Genomic DNA, 25313 nt, shown 5'->3' on the forward strand with positions numbered 1-25313 from the left:
TGGATCAGAGACCCTGGTCACACGACAGGCATGGACGGGGTCAGCAGGACGGCCAGGACCTACTACTGCTTGGCCCCGGCTCGCGTTGCCGGGGCGTTCATGCTGCTCATGGCATCGTGCTCGCGTAGTGGTCGGCGATGTCGTCGCTGGTGGTCAGCCACACGCCTGGGTGCCCGGCGATGTAGGCGAGCGCCTGGTCGAGATACTTGGTGCGGAAAGCCTGCCCGATCACGAACGGGTGCAGAGCCAGCGCCATGACCCGCCCGCTCGTGGCCGAGTCGGCGTAGAGCTGGTCGAACTGGTCCTTTACCAGCTGCAGGAAGTCGGGCCCCGTCATGCCGTGCATCGTGAACAGGCCGAGGTCGTTGAGCTCCACCGTGTACGGCACGCTCAGCATGCCGGGCACGTTCAGCCGGAACGGCTGGTCGTCGCAGGTCCAGTCGAGCACGTAGCTCAGGCCGAGTTCGGCCAGCAGGGCCGGGGTGCGCAGGGTCTCGTTGAGCGCGGGGCCCATCCAGCCGCGCGGCCGGCGGCTGGTGGCCTGCTCGATCGTGGCGACGATGGAGGTCAGCTCGGCGCGTTCCTCGTCCTCGGACATGCCCGCCGGAAGGACGGAGTTGGTACGGCCGTGGGCCACCCACGCCCAGTCACGGGCCAGGCCGGCCTGGACGATCTGCGGATAGTGGTCGCAGACGGACGAGTTGAGCAGCACGCTGGCCCGGATGCCGTGGCGGTCCAGGCTCTCCATCACCCGCCAGAAGCCGACCCGGGCTCCGTAGTCGCGCCAGCCGTGGTTGAGCGGGTCGGGCACCAGGGCCGAGGTGGCCTCGTTCAGGCTCGTCGACGGCCGGCCGAACAGGAAGTGCTCGACGTTCAGCCCGACGTAGAAGGCCACCCTGGCGTCGCCGGGCCAGTGGAGGGGCTGCCGGTCGACGATCGGGTCGTAGTCGTAGAGTTCGTTCTCCATGGTTCTCCCTTGTTCAGGCCGAGGCGAGGCGGACGAGCATCTTTCCGGTTCCGGCGCCGTGAAGCGTTCCGATGAGGGCGGCAGGCGCCCGGCCGAGTCCGTCGACGACGGCGTGGTCGCGCAGGACCGCGCCGTGCATGACCGTGACGCCGACGGGAACGGCCGCCGCGCGGGAGTCGACGACCTCGCCGGCGAGCAGCAGGATCTGGTGGCTGATCACGGGGCGGCCATCTCGGGTTCCGTCGCCTCGTCAGGGGCGCTCGCCGCGCGTACGTGCCGCAGCGTGATCAGTACGACGGCGATGACCAGTACGGCGAGGCCGGCACTTACGGCGGCGGCCGCAGAGAAGCCGCACAGGAAGGCGTCCTTGGCCGCGGCCACCAGCCGGCCCGCCAGGGGAGAGGGGAGGGCCTCGGCGACGCCGATGGCGCTGCCCAGCGAGTCGCGCGCGGCGTCAGGCGCGCCCGGCGGGAGGTTCGTCGCGATCTCGTCGCGGTAGACGGCCACCGCGAAGCTGCCGGTGATGGCGATGCCCATGGCCAGGCCCAGGTCGTAGGCGGTCTGCCCGGCCGCGGCGGCGGAGCCGGCCTTCTGCGGCGGGGCCGCGCGGACCGCCAGCTCGGTGCCCAGCACGCTGATCGGCCCGACCCCGAGCATGATCACCGTGGCCGCGACAGCGGCGGCCAGCGGGCTGGCCGCCCCCACGGCCAGCAGATACCCGGCCAGCGACACCAGAGCGCCGAGCGTGATGACATACGCCGGCCGCAGCCGCCGTACCAGCAGCGGCGTGAGCTGTGAGCCGAGCAGGAAGGCCGCGGCCGACGGCAGCAACCACAATCCGGCCGCCACCGGGTCGAGCCCGCCGAACAACTGCAGGAACTGCGGGATCAGGTACTCCACGCTGTTGAGCGCCATCATGGCCAGGAACAGCATGGTCAGCGCTCCGGTGAAGGACCGGTCGGCGAACAGCCGCAGGTCCAGCAGCGGCGAGCGGAGCCGGTTCTGCCGCCGGACGAACAGGACGAAGAACACCACCCCGGCCAGCCCGGCCAGCACCACCGCGGGCCGCCAGCCGTGTTCGGCGATGCGCTTGACCGCGTAGACGATCGGCAGGATGCCCAGCAGGAACATCGCCACGCTGGTCAGGTCCAGCCGCCCGGCCGCCCGGTCGCGGTACTCCGGCAGCAGCACCGGCCCGGCCGCCAGCACCAGCAGCATGACCGGCGCGCCGATCAGGAACACCAGCCCCCACCACAGGTTCGCCAGCAGCAGCCCGCCGAACACCGGGCCCAGCCCGACCCCCAGCGCCAGCGCCGTCGCCCACAGCGAGATCGCCCGCGTCCGCTGGCGGGGATCGGTGAACATGGTGCTGATCAGCGACAGCGTCGAGGGCAGGATCGCGGCCCCGGCCACACCCAGCACCGCCCGCGCCCCGATCAGCAGCCCCGGGCTGGCGGCGTACGCGGACGCCACCATGACGAGCTCCACCACCAGGTACGTCGCGGCCCCGGCGAGCAACAGCCGGCGGCGGCCGATCCGATCGCCCAGCGTGCCCATCACCACCAGGAACCCGGCGGTCATGAAGCCGTAGATGTCGATGATCCACAGAAATTCGGCACTCGACGGCCGCAGGTCAGCGGTCACGAACGGGGTGGCCAGCCACAGAACGCCCAGATCGGCGGTGAGCATCATGGTCGGCAGCAACAAGACCGCCAGCCCGAGCCACTGCCGGGGCCCGGCCTTGTGTTCAGTGCGAACGTTCATGCCGGGACCGTACGGATCAGGCCGGGCCCACCAGGAGGGCCGGGCGCGTCAGGAAGGGGACCGGACCCGCCGCAGCGCCGCGGGCCCGGAGCCGTACCAGCGATGGATCGCCCGGCGCAGCGCGCGCTGGTCGGCATAGCCGGTGCGGGCGGCGATCGAGGCCACCGTCATGGGCGTGTTCAGCAGCAGATGCTCCACCCGTGCTCGCCTGACCCGTTCGACCTCCTCGCGCCAGCTCGTCCCCTCCTCGCGCAGGCGGCGCTGCAAGGTGCGCGGCGCCAGGCGCAGCCGGCGCGCGACGGCGGCCAGGTCCCCGTCGGGCAGGCTCAGCTCGACCTCGACCCGGAAGCGGTCCAGCCAGCCCAGCACCGGCCGGGCGCCGGCCAGCGTGGTGCGCGCGTGCTCGCGCAAGATCCTGGCCAGCGCCGGATCCGCCCGCGGCAGCCGCGCCCACGCATCGGCGGCCGAGAAGGTGACCGAAGGCAGCTCGGCGCCGAACTCCAGCCGGTCGGTGCCGTACGCCTCGATCAGGTACGCGTGGCGGCGGGGCGGCGCGCAGGGCAGCGTCACCCGCACCGGGGTCAGCGGCCGTCCGGCGCCCGACCGCGCCGAGGTCAGGATCAGCCCGGCCGCGAACTCGGAAATGATCGGGAACACCGGATGGCCGGCGAACACGCCACGGAACCCGACCGTCAGCCGGCCATCGGCCTCGACGGTGACGGCGAAGGACTCCGCCGGATCGGTGATCGCCGCCGCGTGCCGGTCGCCCTCGCCGAACGCGTCGACGAGCGTGTCGGCGGCGGCGAAAAGGTAGTCCCACACCCCGAGCAGGCCGGGCCGCCACAACTTCCACGGCAGCGTGCCGCCGCCTCGCTCGCGCAGCGCCGTCTCCCACTCCTGCCAGATGCGCACCAGCGAGGCGGACGGCAGCCGGATGCCGTCGTCGCCGACCACGTCCAGCCCGGGAACCCGCGACAGCCGGCGCCGATCGAGCCCGGCCGTCTCACCCGCCAACAGGACCAGTCTCGTGATGTGCGGCGGGCAGGTGTGCTCCATCCCCGTCATGCCTACCCCCGGTGATCCATGTGACCGGCCCTCCGGACCGTGACGCTAGCGATCAAGCTTCGCGCAGGGCAATGACGGTCATCACAGTGGATCCCGGTCAGACGCACCAGAGCGGGGTCTTTGCGCTTGAAACGGGACGCCGGCCCGATCCGGACGGCGGCGAGGCCAGCATGACGCTGAGACCTTCGGCGTGACTGCCCCGGGGAGCGTCAGAGGGCTCGACGGCGCCCACATCAGGTGGTGTCGACGCCGCCCGTAGCTGGACGCCTGGTGGCCGAGCTACGAGGCGATCACCATGTTCTACGGCCTGTGCCGGCCAGGTTCGGTGGGAGGGGTGGCCAGGGGCCGGGCGGGGTCAGCGGGGGCGGTTGTGGGCGGCTTCGGCGAGGTCGGTCCACTGGTCGGCGAAGGCGTGGGGGACGACGACCCAGTCCTTGACCACCTTGCCCTGCCCGGTCGGGTCGAAGAGGGAAGCGCCGTCCAACTGGAGCGCGGCCGCGTGCTCGGGGGTGTCGCGGACCAGGCGGAAGACCATGGCGCCGTCTCGTTGCAGGCTGGCGAACACCTTCCCGGCCTGGTCCTTGAGCGCCGGTCTGCCCATCATGCTGGACACCAGCACGCCCAGGTCGGCCAGTTCGGCGCCGACCTGCTTGAAGTCCTCTTCCGCGCTCACCGGTGCCCCCAAGACTCGTCAGGCAGAACGGCGATCAGGCTAGCCGTCCCGGGAGGTGCTGATCAAACGGCGCCGGAGCCAGGCGCGCAACCATCGAACCGGGCTCCGCCAGATCCGGCTTCGCCCGAGGCCGCGCCGGTGTGGCCGGGTGGAGCGTACGGCGGGGCGGTGTCCGGGGTGTTCGGCGCGGTAGGCGGCGACGGCGTCGGCCACCCGGTGGAAGAAGCGGACGCGCTCGTCCAGCCCCGTTTCGCGCATGAGGTTCCGGACGGGCACGCGGGTGCGGGCGAAGGACAGCCGCACCCCGGCGCGGTCGCAGTCGTCGGCGACGCGGTGCAGGGCTTCGACGCCGGTGGTGTCCAGGTCGTAGACGGCTTCGGCGTCGATGACGATCTCGCGGAGCGGGGGTTCGGCGTCGGCGATGAGGCGGCGCAGGTCGGCGCGGAGGACGTCGGCGTTGGCGAAGAACAGCGGCGCGTCGAAGCGGTAGACGACGAGGCCGGGCAGCGTCTCGGCGTCGCGGTAGTTGACGACGTCGCGGTAGGCGCGCTCGTCACCGGTGCGGCCGAGCACGGCGGTGTAGGGCATGACGGCGCGGCGCAGCACTTCCAGGAGGGAGACGGCGACGCCGACGACGATGCCTTCGAGCACGCCGAAGACGAGGACGCCGGCGGCGGTGACGGCGGCGAGGACGAAGTCGGTGCGGCGGAGGCGCCAGAGCCTGCGGAAGGCGGGCAGGTCGATGAGCCGGGCGGCGGTGAGGATGATGACGGCGCCGAGGGCGGCCTGGGGGAGGGTGCGGATGAGCGGCATGAGGGCCAGCAGGGTGATGATGACGGCGAGGGCGGCGCCGAGGCCGGCGAGGCGGGTGCGGGCGCCGGAGCCGGACAGCAGGGCGCTGCGGGAGTCGCTGCCGTTGGCGGGGAAGCCGCCGAGCAGGGCCGATCCGGCGTTGGCGGCGGCCAGGCCGAGGAACTCCTGCTGCGGATCGGCGTCCTCGCCTTCCTTGGCGGCCAGGGAGCGGGCGGTCAGGACGCTGCTCGCGTACACGAGCAGGGCGAGGCTGAGCGCGGGCCCGATCAGGCGCATGGTGTCGGCGAGGCCGGTCCAGGGCAGGCGCGGCACGGGCAGGCCGCCGGTGGCGGGGCCGAGGACGGCGAGCCGGTCGTCGAGGCCGGCGAGGGCGACGACGGCGGTGGCGGCGACGAGGGCGATGAGCGGTCCGGGCAGGCGCCGGGCGTAGCGGCCGATGAGCAGGACGGCGGCGGCGGTGAGGAGGGCGCAGCCGAGCGCCCACGGGTTCAGGTCGCCGAGGTTGCGCAGGACGGCGCCGATCTTGGTCAGGTGGTGGCCCCGGGGTTCGATGCCGGTGACCTTGCGGAGCTGGCTGACGATGATGACGACGCCGGAGCCGGCGAGGTAGCCGGTCAGGACGGGCGTGGACAGCAGGCGCATCAGCACGCCGGCGCGGATCGCGTACCCGATCGTGAGGAAGGCGGCGATCAGCAGGGCGAGCTGGGCGGACACGAGGGCGGGGTCGCCGCCGGGCACGGTGGCGAGCGCGCCGGCGACGACGATGGCGACGGACGACTCGGGGCCGACGTTCAGGAAGCGGGCGCCGCCGAAGAGCGCGTAGCCGATCATCGCGCCGAGCGCGGTGTAGAGGCCGGCGGCGGCGGGCAGGCCGGCGAGCTGGGCGTAGGCGAACGCCTGCGGCACGAGCACCGCCCACAGCGACAGGGCAGCGAGCAGGTCCGGGCGCAGCCAGGCCCGCCGGTAGCCGCGCAGGGCGGCCCAGCCGGGCATGACGGACAGGTTCACCCGGTTCCTCCCCCTGGTCGGGCTCCCCTGGTTCCTTGCCAACGGCGGGGCAAGGGAAAGCCTGGGAGAGCATCATTCCTGCTCAAAAGGGGTACGCCAGGCCGCATGGGTGGGGTGCTGGGGGAGTTGCTGCCACTCGCGCTGGCCGTGGCGATCAGCACGGTGCCGATCATGGCGGTGATCCTGATGCTGCTGGCGCCGCGTGCGGGCGGCACGAGCGCGGGGTTCCTGGCGGGCTGGGTGGGCGGGATCGCGGTGGCGACGGGGGTGTTCGTCGTGCTGGCGCGCACGGTGGGGCTGTCGGCGGGCTCGGGGGAGCCGTCGGCGGCGGTCTCGTGGATCAAGCTGGTGCTCGGCGTGCTCATGCTGGGACTGGCCGGCAAGCAGTGGCGCTCGCGCGGGCGGCCCGGCCTGCCGGGCTGGATGAAGGCCGTCGACAGGCTCACGCCGGTGAAGGCGGCCGGGCTGGCCGCCGCGCTGGCGGCGGTCAACCCGAAGAACCTGATGATGTGCGTGGCCGCCGGCGTCACCATCGCGCAGGGTGCGGTCCATGAGATGGCGCTGCTCGTCGTGTTCACGCTGCTGGCCGCGTGCAGCGTGGCGGTCCCGGTCGTCGTGTACGCGGTCGCGGCCGAGCGGATGCGGGCGCCGCTGGACCGGCTCAAGAGCTGGCTGGAGCGGGACAACGCGACGGTGATGTTCGTGCTGCTGCTGGTCATCGGCGTGGTGCTGATCGGCAAGGGCCTGGGCGGGCTGCTGCCGTGACGTGGTTCGCCGCGGGCATCAGCAGGCCGCTGGACTGGCCGAAGGAGATCACCGCCGGGGTCACGCTGGCGGCGCTGGCCATCCCGCTCAACATCGGCTACGCGCAGATCGCGGGACTGCCGCCGGTCGTCGGCCTGTACGCGGCGATCGTGCCGATGCTGGTGTTCGCGCTGTTCTGCTCCTCGCGGCAGCTCGTGGCCAGCCCGGACGCGCCGATCGCGGCGCTCATCGCGTCGCTGCTGGCGGCGATGGCGGTCCGGCCGGGCAGCGCGCAGTACGTCGAGCTGGCCTACGCCCAGGCGCTTGTGTGCGCCGGGGTGTTCCTGCTGTTCTTCGTGTTCAGGCTCGGGTTCCTGGCCGACTTCCTGTCCGAGCCGGTGCTGGTCGGGTTCATCGCCGGGCTGGCCGTGGAGATCCTCACCAGCCAGGTCGAGAAGATCCTCGGCGTCCACACCACGGCCGACCGGTTCTTCCCGGAGCTGTGGGAGATCATCACGAGGATTCCGCAGGCCGAGAAGTGGAGCGTGGTCATCGGCCTGGCGACGGTGGCGGTGATCGTCGTGCTGCGCAGGTTCGCGCCGGCGCTGCCCGGGCCGCTGGTCGCGCTGGTGGCAGCGACGGCGGTGGTGGCCTGGGCCGGGCTGGACAAGCGCGGCGTGTCGGTGCTCGGCGACGTGCCGTCCGGGCTGCCGCTGCCGCACTGGCCGTCGATCACGCTCGGGCAGTGGGCGGGGCTCGTCCCCGGCGCCATCGCGATCGCCGCCGTCACCCTGGCCGACGGCCTGCTCACCGCCCGCCGCTACGCGGAACAGCGCGGCTACCGGCTCGACGCCAACCAGGAGCTGCGCGCGTTCGGCCTGGCCAACGTCGCCGCCGGGCTCACCCAGTCGATGACGGTCGGCTCCAGCGCCTCGCGCACCGCCGCCATGGACGCCACCGGCTCCCGTTCCCAGGTGCCCAGCGTGGTGTGCGCGCTCGTGGTGGCCGTCCTGGTCGCGTTCTTCTCCGGGGTGCTCGCGTACCTGCCCAACACCGCCCTGGCGGGCATCGTGGCCGTCGCCGTCGTCCGGCTCATCGACGTGCGCAAGCTGGCCGAGCTGTGGCGGCTGCGCCGCTCGGAGTTCTGGATCGCCGTCGTCTGCCTGCTCGGCGTCCCGGTGCTCGGCTCGCTCACCGCCGTCGTCATCGCCTTCCTGCTGTCGGCCGTGGACGTCGTACGGCGGGCCGCCCGCCCCAGCACGGCCGTCCTGCGTCCCGGCGAGCAGGGCCGGTACGTGCGAGAGGAGGATCACCGGGACGGGGACGGCGAGGCCGGGCCGCTGACCGTCTACCGGTTCGAGAGCCAGCTCTTCTTCGCCAACGCCGCCACCTTCAAGGCCGACGTCGAACGCCTCGCCGAGCGGGGCGCCCGGTGGATCGTGCTGGACGCCGAGGCCATCCCCGACGTCGACACCACCGGCGCGCAGGCCCTGCGGGACACCGTCGCCCTGCTGGGCGAGCGCGGCGTCACCTTCGCCGTCTCCCGCGCCACCGCCGGGCTGCGCCGCCTGCTCACCCACTACGGCCTGACCGAGCTGACCTACTACGACTCCAACGAGGCCGCGGCCGACGCCTTCCGGGAGAGCTCAGCCCCATGAGGTCGCCGGAGAGTCCCGCAGTGCTCACACGCAAGGGGGAACGCGTGCCCCCGGCCCTCTTCCGGCGTCCCCGGCGGCGGCTGCGGGCCGGCGTGGTCCAGGTCGGCTGCGCAGGGGCCGGGCTCGCCGCCGGGCTGATCCTGCCGAACCTGCCCCCCACGGTGCCACTGCCCACCAAGGACGCCACCGGGGCGCTGTTCACCATCGGGTTCGGCGTGCTCGGCCTGGCCAGCGTGATCTTCTCGCTGCTGTTCCTGGTCATGCAGTTCGCCGCGGGCACCTTCAGCCTGCGGCTCACCCTGTTCCGCGACGATCCGACCGTCTGGCGCACCTTCGCCTTCGCCGTCGGCGTCTTCGTCTACACGATCACCGCGGCCCTCGCCGTCGCCCACCGAGGCGCGGTCTCGCTCAGCGTGCCCCTGCTGGCCGTGCTGCTCGCGCTCGTCGCCGCGCTGCTCATGCGCACGGTGCAGATCCGCGCCTTCATCTCCATCCAGCTCGCCCCCTGCCTGAACGTGATCAACCGGCGTACGCGCCGGGTCGTCGACGTCGTCTACCGCAGCCCCTACCGGGCAGACCGCGAGCCGCTCGACCTGCCCGCCCCGGTGTCGTCGATCCTCTGGCGGGGCAGGCCGGCCCGGCTCCAGGAGGTCGACGTGTCCGCGCTCGTCGCCCTCGCCGCCCGGCGCGAGGCCGTCATCGTGCTGCGTGCCCCCATCGGCGCGCAGCTCTTCGACGGCGACCCGCTCGCCGACGTGCACCACCACGCCGTGCCCGAACGGCTGCTGCTGCGCCACGTGCTCACCGGGCCCGAACGCGCCTTCGCGCAGGACGCCGCGTTCGGGTTCCGGCTGCTGGCCGACATCGCGCTCCGGGCGCTCTCGGCGGCGGTCAACGACCCGGTCACCGCCGTGCAGGCCCTCGACCACGCCGAGGACCTGCTGCGCCGCATCGTGGGCAAGGCGCTCGACGTGGGGTCGGCGGCCGACGCCCGCGGCCGGGTCCGCGTGGTGATCCCGCTGCCCTCCTGGGAGGACTACCTGCGGATCACGTTCGACGAGCTCATCGCCACCGCGCGCAGCCCCATGGTCCTGCTGCGGCTGCGCGAGCTGCTGCGCGGGCTGCAAGAGGAGGCGCCGCGCCCCCGCAGGGACGCGGTTGCCGCCCGCCTGAGCCGCGTCGAGGCGCGCCTCAGGCGGCGGAGCGGCTGACGCTCACGGCGTCACGATCGCGAACGCCGGAGTCGGGTCGTCCAGTACGGCGGTCAGGCGGTTCAGCGCGTTCAGGTCGCCCTCGTGCCGGATGCCGTCGGCCGGCCCGCCGGTCAGCAGGCCCAGCAGGTCCCGCTTGGTGAGCGTGAGCGTCAGGTCCACCGGCCGGGACGGCGGATCGGCCTGGTGGATGAGCACGCCGTTGGACAGCGCGGTCCGGTGCCGCCGGTCCAGGTCCGTCAGGTGCCAGTCGATCGCCAGGCTCTCGTTCCACGCCTTCGGCCCGTCGACGCGGATGGCGATGGAGTCGAAGACCTGCTCCAGCGACAGGGCCTGGAGCATCTCCGGCGAGGTGGTGTCGAGGTCGGGCGGCACCACGCCGGAGGTCAGCTCCCGGGCGGCGACCAGGTAGAAGTTTCGCCAGGTGCCGTTCTCGGAGCCGTGGCCGAGCCGGGTGTAGACCTCGGCGAGCAGCTCGCGCGCCTGCCGGTCGCCGTCGTCGGCGAACACCGCGTGGTTGAGCAGCGTGGCAGCGAAGCGCAGGTCGCCCTCGTCGACGTAGCGGCGGGCGTACGACAGGACGCCCTCGCGCCCGCCCATGCACTCGACGTAGCGGCGGGCCTGCTCGACCGGCGGGTGCTCCCACAGGTGGGCCGGGTTGCCGTCGAACCAGCCGAGATAGCGCTGGTAGATGGCCTTGACGTTGTGGCTGACCGAGCCGTAGTAGCCGTGGGTGTGCCACGCCTGCTCCAGGGCCGGCGGCATCCGGATCGCCTCGGCGATCTCGATGCCCGTCATGCCCTGGTTCATCATGCGCAACGTCTGGTCATGCATGTAGGCGTACATGTCGCGCTGCTGGGACAGGAACGTGACGATGTTCTCGCTGCCCCACGTCGGCCAGTGGTGCGAGGCGAAGACCACGTCGGCGTCGCCGGCGAACAGCGTGATCGCCTCGTCGAGGTAGCGCGCCCACACCCGGGTGTCGCGGACCAGCGCGCCGCGCAGCGTCAGGATGTTGTGCTGGTTGTGGGTCGCGTTCTCGGCCATGCAGAGCGCCCGGCGGTCCGGGACGTAGAAGTTCATCTCGGACGGGGCCTCGGTGCCCGGCGTGAGCTGGAAGACCAGCCGCACGCCGTCGATCGTCTCCTCCTGGCCGGTGCGCGTGATGTCGAGCGTGGGCGGGATGAGGGAGATGGTGCCGGTCGAGGTGGTCATCCCGAGCCCGGTGCCGATCTGGCCCTCCGGCGAGCGGGGCAGGTCGGGGCCGTACATGTAGACCGCGCGGCGGTTCATCGCGGTGCCCGCGTAGACGTTCTCCGACACCGCGTGCTCCATGAACCCGGCGGGGGCCAGGATCGGCACGTCGCCGTCGGTGACGCCGCGCACGCCGCCGAAGTGGTCGGCGTGCGAGTGCGTGTAGATGACGGCGGTGACCGGCCGGTCGCCGCGCTGCTCGCGGTAGAGCTTCAGGCCCGCCGCCGCGCACTCGTTGGACAGCAGCGGGTCGACCACGATGACGCCCTCGTCGCCCTCGATCAGCGTCATGTTCGACAGGTCCAGCCCGCGTATCTGGTAGATGCCGTCCGTGACCTCGTACAGGCCCTGTTTGACGCAGAGCTGGCCCTGCCGCCACAGGCTGGGATGCGCGGTGTCCGGGCACTCCCCGTCGAGGAAGCCGTACGCGTCGGAGTCCCAGACGACGCGGCCGTCGGCCGTTCTGATCACCGCGGGGTCGAGCGCGGCCAGGAACCCGCGGTCGGCGGCCTCGAAGTCCGCCCGGTCATGAAAGGGAAGGTCAGCCATGAAAGCGACCTTCCCCCCGGGCGTCCGGTTGCCCGGCCGGAGCCGGTACCTTCACCCACCCGTGGCCATCTCTTGCACCGGCTCTGGCCGGGTCGCCGCGTACGTGTCGACGAGCGCGAACAGCATCGCCACCACGGGGATGGACAGCAGCGCGCCCACCGGCCCGAACAGCGCCGCACCCAGGAGCACGGCCGTGAACGAGGCCGCCGGGTGCAGGTCGACCGAGCGGGCGCTGATCCTCGGCTCCAGCGTCAGGTTCTCCACCTGCTGATACAGGATCGCCCAGCCCAGCGCCACCGCCCCCACCCACGGCTGCGGCGAGGCGAACCCCACCACCGCGGGCAGCGCGATCGAGATGTACGTGCCGATCGTCGGCACGAACTGGGCCACCACCCCCGTCCACACGCCGAGCGCCAGCCACGACGGCATGCCGATCAGCAGGAACACCGCGGCCGACAGGCACCCGTTGATCGTGGCCAGGATGAGCCGGGCCGACACGTACCCGCCGGTCTTCTCGATCGACAGGTCCCAGACGCGGCCGAAGAGCTGCTGCGGCCGGCGCGGCAGCAGGCGCGCGATCCAGTGGCGCAGGCGCGGGCCGTCGGCCGACAGGTAGAAGGCCAGCAGCAGGATGGTGATCAGGTTGAACACGGTCTTCGTCACCGCGCCCAGCAGGCTCAGCACGCCGCCGAGCACCCCCTGGGCGTACTCGGCGGCCTGCTGCGGGGTGAGGTGGATGGAGGCGAGGATGTCGTGCACCCGGTACTGGGTGCCGAGCCGGGCGTTGATCCACGAGATCACGGCCTCGGCGACGGTGGGCAGGTGGCGCAGGAGCTGCGCGGCCTGCTCCAGGAACAGGTTGCCGAACAGCGCCAGGAAGATCAGCGCCGCCAGGATGAGCGCCACCATCATCACCATCGTGGCCCGGCCTCTCGGCATCCATCTCGACAGCCTGCGCACCCCCGGCTCCATCGCCAGCGACACGAACCAGGCCAGCACCACCAGGACGACCAGCCAGCCCGCGTCGGTCAGCACGAAGTGCAGGAAGAACGCCCCCGCGACGAGGACGGCCAGCGCGAGCCCGGCCCGCGCCACGTTCGCGGGCGACAGCACCACCCGCACCGGTCGCGCCCGGTCGGTCCGCGCCGCCCTGCCCGGCTTGATCATGGGTTCCTCCTGGTCGGCTCGCCGCCGTCCAGCCTTTCAAGCGGCGTCGCGGCGCGCGGGTGCGGCGCGTCAGCGGCCCAGCAAGAACGGGTAAATCCTCACGAGTCACCGCCAACCCGGCCGGCCTGGATCGTGCTCCCGCGCGTTGTCTCCACCACGACCGGCACCCCGTCCGGGATCTGCCCGCGCAGCGCCCCGAGCAGGCCGGAGACCGGCGGCAGCTCACCCGGCGTCTGCACCCGGACGCGCAGCTCCCGGGAGACCACGTCCACGCCCGCGATCGACGAACCCGGCACGCCGGAGATCCACTCCGCGGCCACCGCCTTCGCCCGCGCGCTCCACGTCGTCAGCAGCCAGCTCACCACGGTGTTCGCCGACAGCGGGACGACCACCAGGACCAGCAGCGACGCCAGCACCAGCCGGGCCCGGCGGCGGCTGCGCCCCGACTCCGCGACGGCCTCGGCCCCGTACCCCGTCGCCGTGAACACCACGATGCCGCCGAGGATCAGCGCCAGCAGGTTCGACAGGAACAGCACCAGCGCGCCCAGCGCCAGCCAGCCCGCCCCCCGGCCCAGGCACACCCCCACGACCGCCAGCGGCGGCACCAGCGAGATCGCGATCGCCACCCCCGGCAGCACCGCCGCCACGTCCCGCCGCGCGTGCGCCACCGCCCCGGCCAGCCCCGTCGCCAGCGCCGCCACCAGATCCATCAGCTTCGGCGACGTACGCCCCGCGATCTGACTGTTGGTCAGCAGCTCGTACGAGGCCGGCAGCAACGCCGAGAACACCACCCCGATCCCGACCACCAGCAGCCCGCCGAAGAACACGAACCCGACCGCGCCCTGCCCGCTGTGCCGCACCGTCGCCAGCGCGGTCCCCATGATCGGCGTGGCCAGCGGCGCGATGATCATCGCCCCGATCACGGTGGCCGTCGAGTCCGTCAGCACCCCGGCCGACGCGATCACCGCTGACAGCGTGAGCATCGTCCAGAACGCCGACCGCTTGGCCCCGCTGTCACCCGCCGACAGATCCAGGCTCTCGACCAGATCCTCCAGCGGGCGGCGCTGCGTGTCGGGCAGCACGCGCTCTCGAAGTCCGCTCAGCATGCCCCCGAGTATCCGAGCAGGTCACGCCGGGAACCGACAGCGACACGGCCCTGGACATTGGCCGTGTCCGGCCTGATTCTCGTTCCAGCCGGCTCGTGCGGCCTCGGAGGAACGTTGGTCAGAGTCGGTTTCCTGCTGCTCCTCGTCGGACGCGGGTGGGCGACCGCTGACCTGACCGGTCTCTCCGGGCTGGAGCACTCCAGCGGCTACCTGCTGCTCACGTCGCCGGGGTGGTCCACCTGGTCACCGGCGATCCCCGCGCCATGATCCTGGCCGTGGCCGTCGCCCAGATCGACCCGCTGTCCGTGGCCTCCGTCATGGGCCACAAGCGGCTGTCCGACCGGGCCAGGACGGGCTGTCGGCCGCCTACCTGGCCGACCTGGCGCTGAACGCGGTCTTCGCCGCCGTCGCGTACGGGGTGTGGCGGCTGGTCACGAACGCGCCGCCGGTCCTCGGCTACCTGTCCGGCATCGCCGCCGTGCTGACGGCCGCGTGGACGTCCCTCATGCTCGGCCTCGCCGCTTTCGCGGCCCAGATGCTCGCCGCGCTCGTCCTCACCCGCGGCCTCGCCTTCGCCGACCGCGTCCACCTCGGGCTCGCCCAGCAGAACGGCATCACCGCCGTCAGCCTGGCCCTCGCCTTCGAACGCGACTTCCCCGGCTTCGTCGCCATCGTCGCCCCGGCGATCGTGACGGTCAACCTCGTGCACGTCGCCGCCAACCGCCTCTCCGACGCCTGGCAGCTCCGCCGCAGCGGGTACGGCTACTGATCGGCCGGGATAGCGTGTCCCGTTGTGGATCGACATCCGCGCCGATGAGAGAGTACGAACGTGATCGACAGCACCGCCCTCGCCGCAGTGGAGAACGCCGTTCCGGGGATCACCCGCACACGGGCGAGCGACCGGCTGGGCATGGCCCACGACGCCTCCCACTACCTGCTGACCCCGCAGGCCGTTCTCGTGCCGGAGAGCGCCGACCAGGTGGCGGCGCTGCTGCGGACCGGGCTGCCGCTGACGTTCCGGTCGGGCGGGACGAGCCTGAGCGGGCAGGCGGTGAGCGAGCACCTGCTGGTCGACACGCGCAGGCACTTCCGTTCGATCGAGGTGCTCGACGGCGGGGCTCGGGTGCGGGTCCAGCCCGGCGCGGTGCTGCGGCAGGTGAACGCCCGCCTGGCGCCCTACGGCCGCAAGCTCGGCCCCGACCCGGCCAGCGAGTCGGCGTGCACGATCGGCGGCGTCGTCGCCAACAACTCCAGCGGCATGACCTGCGGCACCCACGCGAACACGTACCGGACGCTGGAGTCGATGACGCTGGTCCTGGCGAGCGGCACGGTCGTCGACACCGGCGCGCCCGACGCCACGCAGCGGCTGCGCGCGCTCGAACCCGAGCTGGCGGCCGGGCTGGAACGGCTGCGCGACCGGATCCGCGGCAACCCGGACTCGGTGCGGCGCATCGAGGTGCAGTTCGCGCTGAAGAACACGATGGGCTACGGCCTCAACAGCTTCCTCGACCACGATGACCCGGTGGACATCCTCGCGCACCTGATCGTCGGCAGCGAGGGCACGCTCGGGTTCGTGGCCGAGGCGGTGCTGCGCACGGTGCCCGCCCACCCGCTCGCCGCCACCGGGCTGCTCGTCTTCCCCAGCCTGCACCAGGCGATGGCCGCGATGCCCGGCCTGGTCGCCGCCGAGCCCGCCGCCGTCGAGCTGCTGGACGCCGAGTCGCTGCGGGTGGCGCAGACCGACCCCAAGGCCGACGACCTCCTGCGTACGCTGACCGTACGCGATCATGCGGCGCTGCTGGTGGAGTGGCAGGAGTCCGACGCCGGCGCGCTCGGCGAGCGCGAGGGCGCGGCCGCCACCGTGTTCGGCGAGCTGGAGCTGTCCGCGCCCGCGCGGCTGAGCAGGGACGCGGGCGGCCGGGCCGCGCTGTGGCACATCCGCAAGGGACTGTACGCGTCCGTCGCCGGGGCCAGGCCGAGCGGCACCACGGCGCTCTTGGAGGACGTGGCCGTCCCGGTGACCGCGCTGGCCGACCTGTGCGACGACCTGGGCGCGCTGTTCGCCAAGCACCACTACGAGCGCAGCGTGATTTTCGGGCATGCGAAGGACGGCAACCTGCACTTCATGCTGAACGAGCGCTTCGCCACCGACCTGCGGCGTTACGCCGAGTTCACCGAGGACATGGTGGAGGCGGTGCTGGGCCGGGGCGGCACGCTCAAGGCCGAGCACGGCACCGGCCGGGTCATGGCGCCGTTCGTGCGCCGGCAGTACGGCGACGAGCTGTACGAGGTGATGCGCGAGGTCAAGCGGCTGTGCGACCCCGCGGGCACGCTCAACCCCGGCGTGCTGCTGACCGACCGGGAGGACGCCCACCTGCGCGACCTCAAGACCGTCGTCACCGTCGAGCCCGAGGTCGACCGGTGCGTGGAGTGCGGCTACTGCGAGCCCGTCTGCCCCAGCCGCGACCTGACCACCACCCCGCGCCAGCGCATCGTGCTGCGCCGCGAGCTCGCCGCCGCCCAGGCCGCCGGTGACCACGCGCTCGCCCGCGAGCTGGAGGAGGAGTACGCCTACGACGCCGTCGACACGTGCGCCGTCGACGGCATGTGCGCCACCGCCTGCCCCGTCCAGATCAACACCGGCGACCTGACCCGGCGCCTGCGCGCCGAACGCCACGGCCGCGCCGCGCGCACGGGCTGGAAGAGCGCCGCCAAGCACTGGGACGGCGTCACCCGCGCCATGAACCTGGCCCTCGACACGGCGGCGAGCCTCCCGCCCGCGCTGCCCGAAGCCGCCAGCGGGCTGGGCCGCGACCTGATCGGCGCCGAGACCGTGCCCCGATGGAGCCGCGACCTGCCGCGCGGCGGGACCCGCCGCCGCGCCGCCCCGGCCGCCTCGCCCGACGCCGTCTACCTGCCGTCCTGCCTCAACACGCTGTTCGCCCCCGCCGACGGCGGCCCCGGCGTCATGGCCGCCTTCCGCCGCCTGGCCGGGCGTGCCGGCATCCGCCTGCACGTCCCCGAGCAGATCGCCGGCCTGTGCTGCGGCACCCCGTGGTCGTCCAAGGGCTTCACCGACGGCCACGACACGATGGCCCGCCGCGTCGCGGACGTGCTCACCGAGGCCACCGACGGCGGCCGCCTGCCCGTCGTGACCGACGCCGCCTCCTGCACCGAAGGGTTCGACAAGCTCGGCTTCCAGGTCGTCGACGCAATCGCGTTCACCGCCGAGCGCATCCTGCCCCGCCTGCCCGAGGCCCGCCGCCTGCCGTCGCTCGCCCTGCACCCCACTTGCTCCTCGACCCGCCTGGGCCTCGACGCCGCCATCACCCGCATCGCCGAGGCCGTCGCCGAACGGGTCGTCGTCCCCGACGGCTGGCAGTGCTGCGCCTTCGCCGGCGACCGCGGCCTGCTCCACCCCGAGCTGACCGCCTCCGCCACCCGCGCCGAGGCCGCCTCCGTCACCGCCGGCGACTTCACCGCCCACGCCTCGGTCAACCGCACCTGCGAGCTCGGCCTCACCCGCGCCACCGGCAAGCCGTACCACCACCTGCTCGAACTCCTCGACCGCGTCACCAGATGACAACGCCGATTGTCACACCCCCGTGAGAGAGGCGGTGCCGTGTCAGAGGGTGTGGACAAGGTCCCTTGGGCGAGGATGTGGGCCGGCCGGGAAGACATGCCGGCCTGCTGCGGGAGATCGCGGCGGCGGGTGACCGACTGCGACGTGTGGGCCGACGAGCGGCTGCGGCGGGTCGCCCGGCGTGCGCCGGCCCAGGCCGGGAGCGGGGCGGAGGCCGCTCTGACGCCCTGATGGAAGGTGTAGGTCGTCAGGACGGGTTCTGGAAGGTGACTTCCGGGTTGGCCGGGGTGGGGCCGTCGAGGAGGGGGCGCTGCTTGCCGCGCAGGTGCTGGTCGAAGAACGCGCCCACGTACGCGCGGGTGATCTCGCCCGAGCGCTTGCCCGACAGCGGCGCCGAGGGGTCGCTGTGGCCGGCCTGGCCGCCGAGGATGGGCAGGTCGATGAAGGTGAAGTGGCCGGAGTCCGCGACGGTGAGCCAGCGCTTCCAGCCGTCCAGCCGCTTCCAGTCGCGCGGCCAGCTCGTGTCGCGTGCGGTGGGGGAGTGGCCGGCCTGGGTGCCGAGCATGAGGAACGGACGCCCGCCGAGGCCCCGCTCGGGGACCGGGGCGAAGAACGTCCCGTCCATGTTCACCCCGGCGCGGACGCGGCGGTCGGCGGCCATGACGCTCGCCGAGGCGTTGCCGCCGAGCGAGTGGCCGGCCGCGCCGATGCGCCGCGGGTCGATCGAGCGCTTCCACGCGGGCAGGCTCGTCAGCCGGTCGACGACGAAGGAGAGGTCGGCGGCGCGGCCGGTGGCGGCCTTGGCCAGCAACTTCTTCTCCGCGGCGTCAGAGCCGGCCCCCTCGATGGTGTCGCAGGCGACGCAGGTCAGCGTGCGGCCGCCGGGGAACGTGGTGCCGAACGACTCGTAGGCGTGATCCACGAGCGCGACCACGTACCCGGTGGAGGCGAGCTCCTCGGCGAGCGAGGTGAGGGTGGCGCGGTTGAGCGTGAAGCCGGGGGAGAGCAGGACGAGCGGGTGCCTGCCGGCGGCGGGGCGCGCGCCGGTGCGGGCGTTGGTGCGGGTGGCGGCGAGGATCTTCGGCGGGAAGCGCTTGTCGAGGTTCTGGCCGCGCAGGAGGAGCTCGGCCTCCTTGAGGGACATGTACGGGGCGGGCTTCCCGCCGCCGCGGGCCGGATAGTACATCGAGACCATGAGCTGCCGGGCTCCCGCCGAGGGCACCCACGGGTCACGCCGATCCCGGTCGACCAGGTGCAGCGTGTCGCGGCCGACCGCGTACGAGCCGGTGGGCGCGGGGATGGCCAGGCGCACGTCGTCGGCGGCGGGCGCGGCCTGCGCGGTCTGCGCGGTCTGCACCAGGGGCGTCGCGACGGCCAGGGAGAGGAGGAGAGCGGTGGCGTTGCGCCGGATCGTGTTCATGGAAGGGAGCGTACGAAGGCGCACGTCAGCGCCGACATGCGCGAAAGTCCAGAGCGACCCCTGACGAAAGTCAGGGAGTGCTGGGCGTGGGGCTGATCATGCTGGCGGTCGTGGTGTGGCGGCATCAGCTCGATCACTATCAGAGCTCGGGGCACTGAGGCCGAGCGCGGGCAGGATCGCCTGGTCGACGAAGTCGATCAGGTCGGAGTCGCTCGGCGGCATGCCGTCGAGCAGCCGTTTGACGACGAGCGCCTCGCCGATGTCGGCGACCACCGGGGTGAGGCGGCCGGCGGGGAAGGCGCCGCGTTCGGCGTAGTGGCGCAGCACGGTGCTGGTGAACGTGCCGCCCCGGTGGGCGAACACCCGCTCCTGCAGCGCCTCGGACATTTTCGTCGCGCTCAACGGGTCGGTGAGGATGGCCGCCACGGCGCGTCCGGCGGGGCTCAGCGTCCAGGTGACCATGAGCTTGAGCGCTCGGATCAGGTCGCCGCGCAGGTCGTCGGCGCCGGGGGTCGGCTCCTCGACCGGGTGGGCGTGGTAGAGCGCGTCGAGCAGCACTTCGACGGGGTCGGACCAGCGCCGGTAGAGGGTGCTGCGCGGGGTGGCGGCGCGCTTGCCGATGCCGTCCATGGTGAGCCTGCCGACGCCGACTTCGACCACCTCTTCCAGCACAGCGGTGTGGATGGCGTTGATCAGGTCGTCGCCGCGCCGCCGGGTCCGCCCGCTTCGATCGCTCACGTTTGCCCCTTGCTCAGCTACAAGGCTGTATCTTACTGTCCAACATAAGCTACAGTCGTGTATCTAATGCTGAGGGGACACCCATGTCCATCACCGCCCCACCCCCCGTCCAGCAGGCCGTGCCGCTGAGCCGGCGGTCCCTGGCCCCCGACCTCGCGCGCGGCCTCATGCTGCTGCTCATCGCGGTGGCGCACGCGCACATGTACCTGTCCGGCCACCCCGCCGGCTTCCGCGGCTACACCCTCGACGGCGGACTCCTCGACCGGCTGGTGGCCGGGATCCAGATCCTGCTCGTCGACGGGCGGGCGCTGCCGATGTTCGCCGGGCTGTTCGGCTACGGCCTCGTCCAGCTCGCCGACCGCCAGCTCGCCGCCGGGCGCACCTGGCCGCAGGTGCGGAAGGTGCTGCGCGCACGGAGCCTGTGGCTGCTGGCCTTCGGGTTCTGTCACGCCCTGCTGCTCTTCTTCGGCGACATCCTCGGCGCGTACGGCCTGGTCGGGCTGGTGCTCGTCGGGTTCATCCGGCGCAGCGACCGGGCCCTGTTCTGGGCCGCCGGGGTCAGCACCGTGCTGCACGTCGCCGTGCTCGGCCTGTTCGGGCTGCTCACGGTGACCGCCGAGAAGGGCGACACGCCCGCCGCCATGGCCGACCCGATGGAGGCCGCCGTGATGCGGATGATCGGCTGGTCCGGGATGACGCCGACGTACTTCGCCGTCAGCGTCGTGCCCGCCTTCCTGCTCGGCATCTGGGCGGCCCGCCGCCGCCTGCTGGAGCAGCCCGCGGAGCACCGGGCGCTGCTCCGCCGGGTTGGCGTCATCGGCACGCTGATCGCCGTCGTCGGCGCCGTGCCGCTCACGCTGATCGACACCCGGCTCTGGGACGCCACGGACGCCATCGGCATCACCGCGTACGCGCTGCACAGCGTCACCGGCATCGCGGGCGGGCTCGCGTACGCCGCCCTCATCGGGCTCGCCGTCGCCGGCCGGGAACGCCACGCGCGCCCGGGGGCGGTCACCCGCGCGCTCGCCGCGTGCGGCCAGTGGTCGCTGACCTGCTACCTGCTGCAGTCGGTGGTCTTCGTCGCGCTCTTCGCACCCTACTTCGGCGGGCTCGGCACCCAGCTCGGCGACGCCGCCGCCTCCGGTGTCGCCGTCGTCACCTGGCTGTTCACCGTCGTGCTCGCCGCCACCCTGTCGCGTACGGGCCGCCGCGGTCCCGCCGAGACGCTGCTGCGCCGCCTGACGTACCGCCGCGTGAGGTAGCCGGCTCAGAGCCCGGGGCGCCAGGCGAACGCGTCACCCCTGTGAGTCTGCCGTGGTCAGGCGCGCCACGGGACCTGGGGCGAGCGGTGGAAGCCGATGCCCAGGGTCTGCCATCTCGGGGCCTGGGCGGCCAGGCGCTCGCGGAAGCTCGCCCAGTCGTGCGTGGACCGGGGGGACCAGGCCAGCTCCGCCACGGCGGGCAGCCTGGGGAAGGCCATGTACTCCAGGTCCTCCTCGGTCGCGAGCGTCTCGGTCCACAGTGGCGCCTCGACGCCGAGCACCGCCGACTCGTGGACGCCCGCCAGGTGCGTCCCCGGGTCCCAGTCGTAGGCGTCACGCACCTCGATGAGGGCCGCCCAGGTCGTCCCGAGCTTGGTCGTGGCGTCGTACTTCATGTCCAGGTACGTCTTGTTCGCCGGGGACATGATGACCTTGGCACCGCCCGCGACGGCCTGGGTGACGGTCGCGTCGTTGCTCGTCAGCCCCCAGTACTGCAGGACGCGGCCGGGGGAGTGGCGCACGTCGGGCGCGGCGATCTGGTGCCAGCCCACGACCTTCTTGCCGAGGGACACAACCATGGGGTGGACCCGGTTGACGAAGGTGGCGAAGTCGGCGTCGGAGGTCGCGTCGGCCTCGTCGCCGCCGAGGTGCACGTACGGGCCGGGGGTGAGCTCGGCCAGCTCTCTCAGGACGTCGCGGACGAAGGTGTAGGTGATCTCCTTGGACGTGCACAGCGAGCTGAAGCCGACCTTGACGCCGGTGTAGAGAGGCGGGGCGACGCCGTCGCAGTTGAGCTCGGCGTAGGAGGCGAGGGCGGCGTTGGTGTGGCCGGGGACGTCGATCTCCGGCACGATCGTGATGTGCCGCCGGGCGGCGTGCGCGACGATCTCCCGGTAGTCGGCCTTGGTGTAGTAGCCGCCGGGGCCGCCGCCCACCTGGGTGCTTCCGCCGTGGGTGGTCAGCCGGGGCCAGGAGTCGATGGCGATGCGCCAGCCCTGGTCGTCCGACAGGTGCAGATGCAGGTGGTTGATCTTGTAGAGGGCGATCCGGTCGAGGTAGCGCTTGACCGTCTCGACCGGGTGGAAGTGGCGGGCCACGTCGAGCATCGCGCCCCGGTAGGCGAAGCGCGGGTGGTCCACGATGCGCCCGGCGGGCACCTGCCACGGCCCCGGCCGCACGCTCGGGCTCTCCACGCTCGCGGGCAGCAACTGCCGGAGCGTCTGTACGCCGTTGAACAGCCCGGCCGGCGTCCGCGCCCTGATCGTCACGCCGCGGGGCGTGACGTCGAGCTGGTAGCCCTCCGGTCCGACGGACGCGGGCGCACCCTCCAGCCGGAGCGAGATCGCGCCCTTGGGGCGGATCGGCAGGGCGTAGCCGGTGGCCGGGCGCAGGACCCCGGCCAGGTAGGCGGCCACGCCCGCGTCGTCGGATGCGATGGCCGTGCCGGGCCGCAGCGTGAACGCGCCGCGCGCGGGCCGCACCGAGACCGGGGCAGGCACCAGGTCGTGCATCGCCGTGCGCCCGTGGGCGACGATGGCCGGTGGCGGCGCGACGACCGCGAAGGCCAGCAGCAGGGTCCCGAGAGCGAACAGCCTCACCGTGCACCGCCTTGTCAGTAGGGTTAGTCAATAGGAAGCTTTACTAACCGATTCGCTCTGTCAAGACCTGTTTCGCCTCGTGGGCCCCCGTCGCCCGTCAGGCCTTCGCACGGTCGAGCGGGTGGGCGAGCTCGTCGGCGGGCATGCGGGCCAGCAGGACCGCCGCGACCGCGATCGGCAACGGCAGCAGACCGGCGATCACGAAGGTCGTCGTCAGGCCGATCGCCTCGCTGAGCGGGCCGGCCAGCGCCATCGACACCGGCATGAACACCAGCGACACGAAGAAGTCGAGGCTCGACACCCGCCCCAGCAGCTCGGGCGGGACGCGGCGCTGCAACAGCGTGCCCCAGATCACCATCGGCGCGCTGAACAGCGCCCCGATCACGAACGCGCCCAGCGCGATCAGCCACACGTCACGGGCGACGCCGATCAGCACGAACGGCAGACAGGCCAGGCCCCACATGACGTTCATCGCGGTCAGGTAGCGCCGGGGCAGCCTGCGCGAGGCCATCGCCAGCGAGGCCAGCGCCCCGCTGACGCCGAAGGCCGCCATCACCAGCGCGTGATCCTCGGGGCCGCCGCCCGCGCCGTCCTTGACCGCGAACGGGATCAGCACCTCCATCGGGCCCATCACCACGAGGATCATCAGCGAGGCGAAGACCAGCGTGGCCAGCAGCCACGGAGTCCGGAGCATGTACGCGAAGCCCTCGCGCAGGTCGATCAGCATCGAGCGCACAGGGTGACGGGGCTCCTCGTCGGTGCGGTCGCGGCGGATCGGGACCGGCTTCATCAGCAGCAGGAACACCGTCGCCGCCACCTGCGACGCGGCGCCCACGGCCAGCGCGGCGCCGGGGGAGTAGCTGGCCACGAGGATGCCCGCGAGCGCCGGGCCGCCGGCCTGCAGCACGATCGGGCGCAGCGTGCCCTCGATGCCGTTGGCCGCCAGCAGGTGCTCGGCGGGCACGATCGAGGGCAGCATCGCCGAGTAGGCCGGATAGTAGAAGCCGCTGCACAGGCCGCGGACCAGCGCGACCACGGCGAGCTGCCAGACCTGGACGGCGCCGAGCAGCGCCAGCGCGGCGATCGCGGTGGCGGAGACGGCCAGCAGCAGCTCGGTCGTCAGCAGCACCCGGCGCTGCGGCACCCGGTCGGCGATCACGCCACCGAGCAGGACCGTGGCGACCATGCCCAGGGCCGTGCAGGTCGAGACGAGCGACAGCGCGCCCGCGCCGCCGCCCAGCTCGATCACCTGCCACACCATGGCCATCAGCCACAGGCCCTCACCCAGCATGGACGCCGTGAGCGAGCCGGTCAGCAGCCCGTACTGGCCGTGCTGGAAGGGGCGGAGCGGGCCACGCAGCCAGCGCGAGGCCCGCGTGCCGGTGGTGGTCGGTTCCGTCATGGGTCCGACGCTAGCGGGGGCTGCCGACATAATTCCTCGCCGCGCCGCTGCGGCCCTCAAAATAGGGATATGTCGTATCCTCCGCCGCCCCAGCCCGAAGGCGGCACCCCGCCCCACCACGCCCACGGCCCGTCCGGCCCACCCCCCGCCGCCGGCCCGGGCCAGCACGGCACCGCACCGGGGCAAGGACAGCCCGGCCCGTACGGCGGCGCCCCCCAGGGCCAGTCCCCGTACGCGCCCCCGCCCGGCCAGGCCCCCTACGGCGGCTCCCCAGGCCAGTACCCCCCACCGCCGAACCAGGGCCAGAGCCAGGGGCACTACGGCGGGCAGCAGGGCCAGGGGCAGGGGCACTACGGCGGGCAGCACAACCCCGGCCAGTACGGCGGACCGCAGGGCCCGTACGGGACGCCGCCCGGCCAGCCACCGCACGGGCAGCCACCGCACGGGCAGCCCCCTTATGGTCAGCCACCGCACGGGCAGCCTCCGTACGGCCAGCCCGCCTATGGTCAGCCCCCGTACGGACAGCCGCCCTACGGCGCGCCGCAGCCGCCGAAGCGCGGGAAGGGCCTGGTGATCGCGCTGGTCGCGGGCCTGGCGGTGCTGATCCTGGGCGGCGCGGCGACGGCGGTCGTCTACGTGGTGAACAACCGGCCGGACGACCGCTTCGTCGCCCAGCCGCCCGCCGCCTCCGACACCCCTGCGGCCCCGGAGACCACCCCGCCCGGCACCCCGGACCCGGCCACGTCCGCCCCGGCGACTCCCGACCCCTCGGCGTCCGCGGCCGAGACCCCGGCCCCGTCCCCCAGCGACACGGCCCAGGCTGAGCCGGGCGCGAAGCTCAGCCATGACGAGTTCAAGGACTGGAACTTCAAGCTGAGCGGCGTCTCGTACCAGGCGAAGAAGGTGGGCGGCTGGAACTACTCCTCCTGCGACCCGGTCGACGGCGCCGGCGTGCTGGCCAAGACCAACTGCGACCACGCCGTGCAGGTGGCGTACACGGCGTACGGCGGCGCGCTCAAGGGTGTGCGGATCGTCATGGCGTTCCCGACCGAGGCGGACGCCGAGGAAGCCTCGACGAAGCTGGGCAAGCTGTCGTCGGACGCGGTGCTGTGGCGCAAGGACAGGACGCACGCGAGCTACGCGTACGGCAAGATCCGCATGGGTGACGCCCGGAACATCGTGGTCGTCACGATCGTCACGGCGACCAAGGCGGCCGAATCCAAGGCGACGAAGTTCCACAACTACTTCCAGGCGGACGCCGCCGGATATTTCCTCTTCCGGGATGACGTATCGGTCGCTTGAGGCCGGGGTGAGGCTGGGGTGCGACCGGT

22 protein-coding genes are annotated in these 25313 nt (G+C 72.8%); 9 read left to right on the forward strand and 13 right to left on the reverse strand.

Translation table 11 applies throughout. From position 1 onward, the window contains the following. Positions 1–106 precede the first annotated feature (106 nt). From KME80_RS23940 to KME80_RS23965, 6 genes are all read right to left on the reverse strand, one after another. Complete coding sequence (locus KME80_RS23940; protein ID WP_219508365.1) at positions 107–967, reverse strand: polysaccharide deacetylase family protein; 861 nt, start codon at positions 965–967, stop codon at positions 107–109. A gap of 13 nt (positions 968–980) precedes the next feature. Then, on the reverse strand, positions 981–1187 hold the full coding sequence (locus KME80_RS23945; protein ID WP_219508366.1) for a hypothetical protein: 207 nt from the start codon (positions 1185–1187) through the stop codon (positions 981–983). Then, complete coding sequence (locus KME80_RS23950; protein WP_219508367.1) at positions 1184–2731, reverse strand: MFS transporter; 1548 nt, start codon at positions 2729–2731, stop codon at positions 1184–1186. The genes KME80_RS23945 and KME80_RS23950 overlap by 4 nt, the downstream gene beginning before the upstream one ends. Before the next feature lie 48 nt (positions 2732–2779). Then, positions 2780–3745 (reverse strand): helix-turn-helix domain-containing protein, encoded by a 966-nt coding sequence (locus KME80_RS23955; protein ID WP_219508368.1) that lies wholly within the window; start codon positions 3743–3745, stop codon positions 2780–2782. A 406-nt stretch (positions 3746–4151) separates the two neighbouring features. Beyond that, positions 4152–4469, reverse strand: a complete 318-nt coding sequence (locus KME80_RS23960; protein ID WP_219508369.1) for a hypothetical protein — start codon at positions 4467–4469, stop codon at positions 4152–4154. A gap of 39 nt (positions 4470–4508) precedes the next feature. Continuing rightward, positions 4509–6290 carry a SulP family inorganic anion transporter gene (locus KME80_RS23965; RefSeq protein ID WP_219508370.1) on the reverse strand — a complete coding sequence of 594 codons (1782 nt, stop codon included), beginning with the start codon at positions 6288–6290 and terminating at the stop codon, positions 4509–4511. Between the two features lie 105 nt (positions 6291–6395). Between KME80_RS23965 and KME80_RS23970 the strand changes: the two genes are divergently transcribed. Genes KME80_RS23970 through KME80_RS23980 form a run of 3 tightly spaced genes read left to right on the forward strand, consistent with a single transcriptional unit; the run spans position 6396 to position 9903 of the window. Then, entirely contained in the window at positions 6396–7055 is a 660-nt protein-coding gene (locus KME80_RS23970; RefSeq protein WP_219508371.1) for a GAP family protein, read from the forward strand. Beyond that, positions 7052–8692 carry a SulP family inorganic anion transporter gene (locus tag KME80_RS23975; RefSeq protein ID WP_219508372.1) on the forward strand — a complete coding sequence of 547 codons (1641 nt, stop codon included), beginning with the start codon at positions 7052–7054 and terminating at the stop codon, positions 8690–8692. The genes KME80_RS23970 and KME80_RS23975 overlap by 4 nt, the downstream gene beginning before the upstream one ends. A 20-nt stretch (positions 8693–8712) precedes the next feature. After that, complete coding sequence (locus tag KME80_RS23980) at positions 8713–9903, forward strand: DUF2254 family protein (protein WP_219508373.1); 1191 nt, start codon at positions 8713–8715, stop codon at positions 9901–9903. A gap of 3 nt (positions 9904–9906) precedes the next feature. On the opposite strand, the gene KME80_RS23985 is transcribed toward KME80_RS23980, so the two are convergent. From KME80_RS23985 to KME80_RS23995, 3 genes are all read right to left on the reverse strand, one after another. Beyond that, on the reverse strand, positions 9907–11706 hold the full coding sequence (locus KME80_RS23985) for an alkyl/aryl-sulfatase (protein ID WP_219508374.1): 1800 nt from the start codon (positions 11704–11706) through the stop codon (positions 9907–9909). A 51-nt stretch (positions 11707–11757) separates the two neighbouring features. Beyond that, entirely contained in the window at positions 11758–12873 is a 1116-nt protein-coding gene (locus KME80_RS23990; RefSeq protein ID WP_246645645.1) for an AI-2E family transporter, read from the reverse strand. 98 nt (positions 12874–12971) lie between these two features. Further along, positions 12972–13979 carry a DUF389 domain-containing protein gene (locus KME80_RS23995; protein ID WP_219508375.1) on the reverse strand — a complete coding sequence of 336 codons (1008 nt, stop codon included), beginning with the start codon at positions 13977–13979 and terminating at the stop codon, positions 12972–12974. A 114-nt stretch (positions 13980–14093) separates the two neighbouring features. Here KME80_RS23995 and KME80_RS24000 point away from each other — a divergent pair, with 114 nt between their 5' ends. From KME80_RS24000 to KME80_RS24015, 4 genes are read left to right on the forward strand one after another with little or no spacing between them, the layout of a single operon-like run. After that, positions 14094–14246 (forward strand): hypothetical protein, encoded by a 153-nt coding sequence (locus KME80_RS24000; RefSeq protein ID WP_219508376.1) that lies wholly within the window; start codon positions 14094–14096, stop codon positions 14244–14246. Then, a complete protein-coding gene (locus KME80_RS24005) occupies positions 14210–14368 on the forward strand; it encodes a hypothetical protein (RefSeq protein ID WP_219508377.1) in 159 nt (52 codons plus the stop codon). The genes KME80_RS24000 and KME80_RS24005 overlap by 37 nt, the downstream gene beginning before the upstream one ends. Before the next feature lie 29 nt (positions 14369–14397). After that, positions 14398–14748, forward strand: coding sequence for a hypothetical protein (locus KME80_RS24010; protein ID WP_219508378.1), 351 nt, complete (start codon positions 14398–14400; stop codon positions 14746–14748). 60 nt (positions 14749–14808) lie between these two features. Beyond that, positions 14809–17562, forward strand: a complete 2754-nt coding sequence (locus KME80_RS24015; protein WP_219508379.1) for an FAD-binding and (Fe-S)-binding domain-containing protein — start codon at positions 14809–14811, stop codon at positions 17560–17562. Positions 17563–17809: 247 nt separating this feature from the next. On the opposite strand, the gene KME80_RS24020 is transcribed toward KME80_RS24015, so the two are convergent. Further along, on the reverse strand, positions 17810–18982 hold the full coding sequence (locus KME80_RS24020; RefSeq protein ID WP_219508380.1) for an alpha/beta hydrolase family protein: 1173 nt from the start codon (positions 18980–18982) through the stop codon (positions 17810–17812). Positions 18983–19078: 96 nt separating this feature from the next. Further along, entirely contained in the window at positions 19079–19720 is a 642-nt protein-coding gene (locus KME80_RS24025; protein WP_219508381.1) for a TetR-like C-terminal domain-containing protein, read from the reverse strand. 83 nt (positions 19721–19803) lie between these two features. Here KME80_RS24025 and KME80_RS24030 point away from each other — a divergent pair, with 83 nt between their 5' ends. Beyond that, the gene (locus tag KME80_RS24030; protein ID WP_219508382.1) at positions 19804–20982 is read left to right on the forward strand and encodes a DUF418 domain-containing protein; all 1179 of its coding nucleotides are present in this window, start codon (positions 19804–19806) and stop codon (positions 20980–20982) included. Between the two features lie 56 nt (positions 20983–21038). Here the strand turns inward: KME80_RS24030 and KME80_RS24035 are convergent, their stop codons facing one another. Then, positions 21039–22580, reverse strand: a complete 1542-nt coding sequence (locus KME80_RS24035) for a beta-N-acetylhexosaminidase (RefSeq protein ID WP_308125902.1) — start codon at positions 22578–22580, stop codon at positions 21039–21041. Between the two features lie 97 nt (positions 22581–22677). Beyond that, positions 22678–23982, reverse strand: coding sequence for an MFS transporter (locus KME80_RS24040; protein WP_219508383.1), 1305 nt, complete (start codon positions 23980–23982; stop codon positions 22678–22680). 69 nt (positions 23983–24051) lie between these two features. Here KME80_RS24040 and KME80_RS24045 point away from each other — a divergent pair, with 69 nt between their 5' ends. Further along, positions 24052–25284, forward strand: a complete 1233-nt coding sequence (locus KME80_RS24045) for a hypothetical protein (protein ID WP_219508384.1) — start codon at positions 24052–24054, stop codon at positions 25282–25284. Positions 25285–25313 lie beyond the last annotated feature (29 nt).

The sequence above is a fragment of the Nonomuraea ceibae genome (assembly GCF_019396325.1).
Lineage (GTDB): Bacteria > Actinomycetota > Actinomycetes > Streptosporangiales > Streptosporangiaceae > Nonomuraea > Nonomuraea ceibae.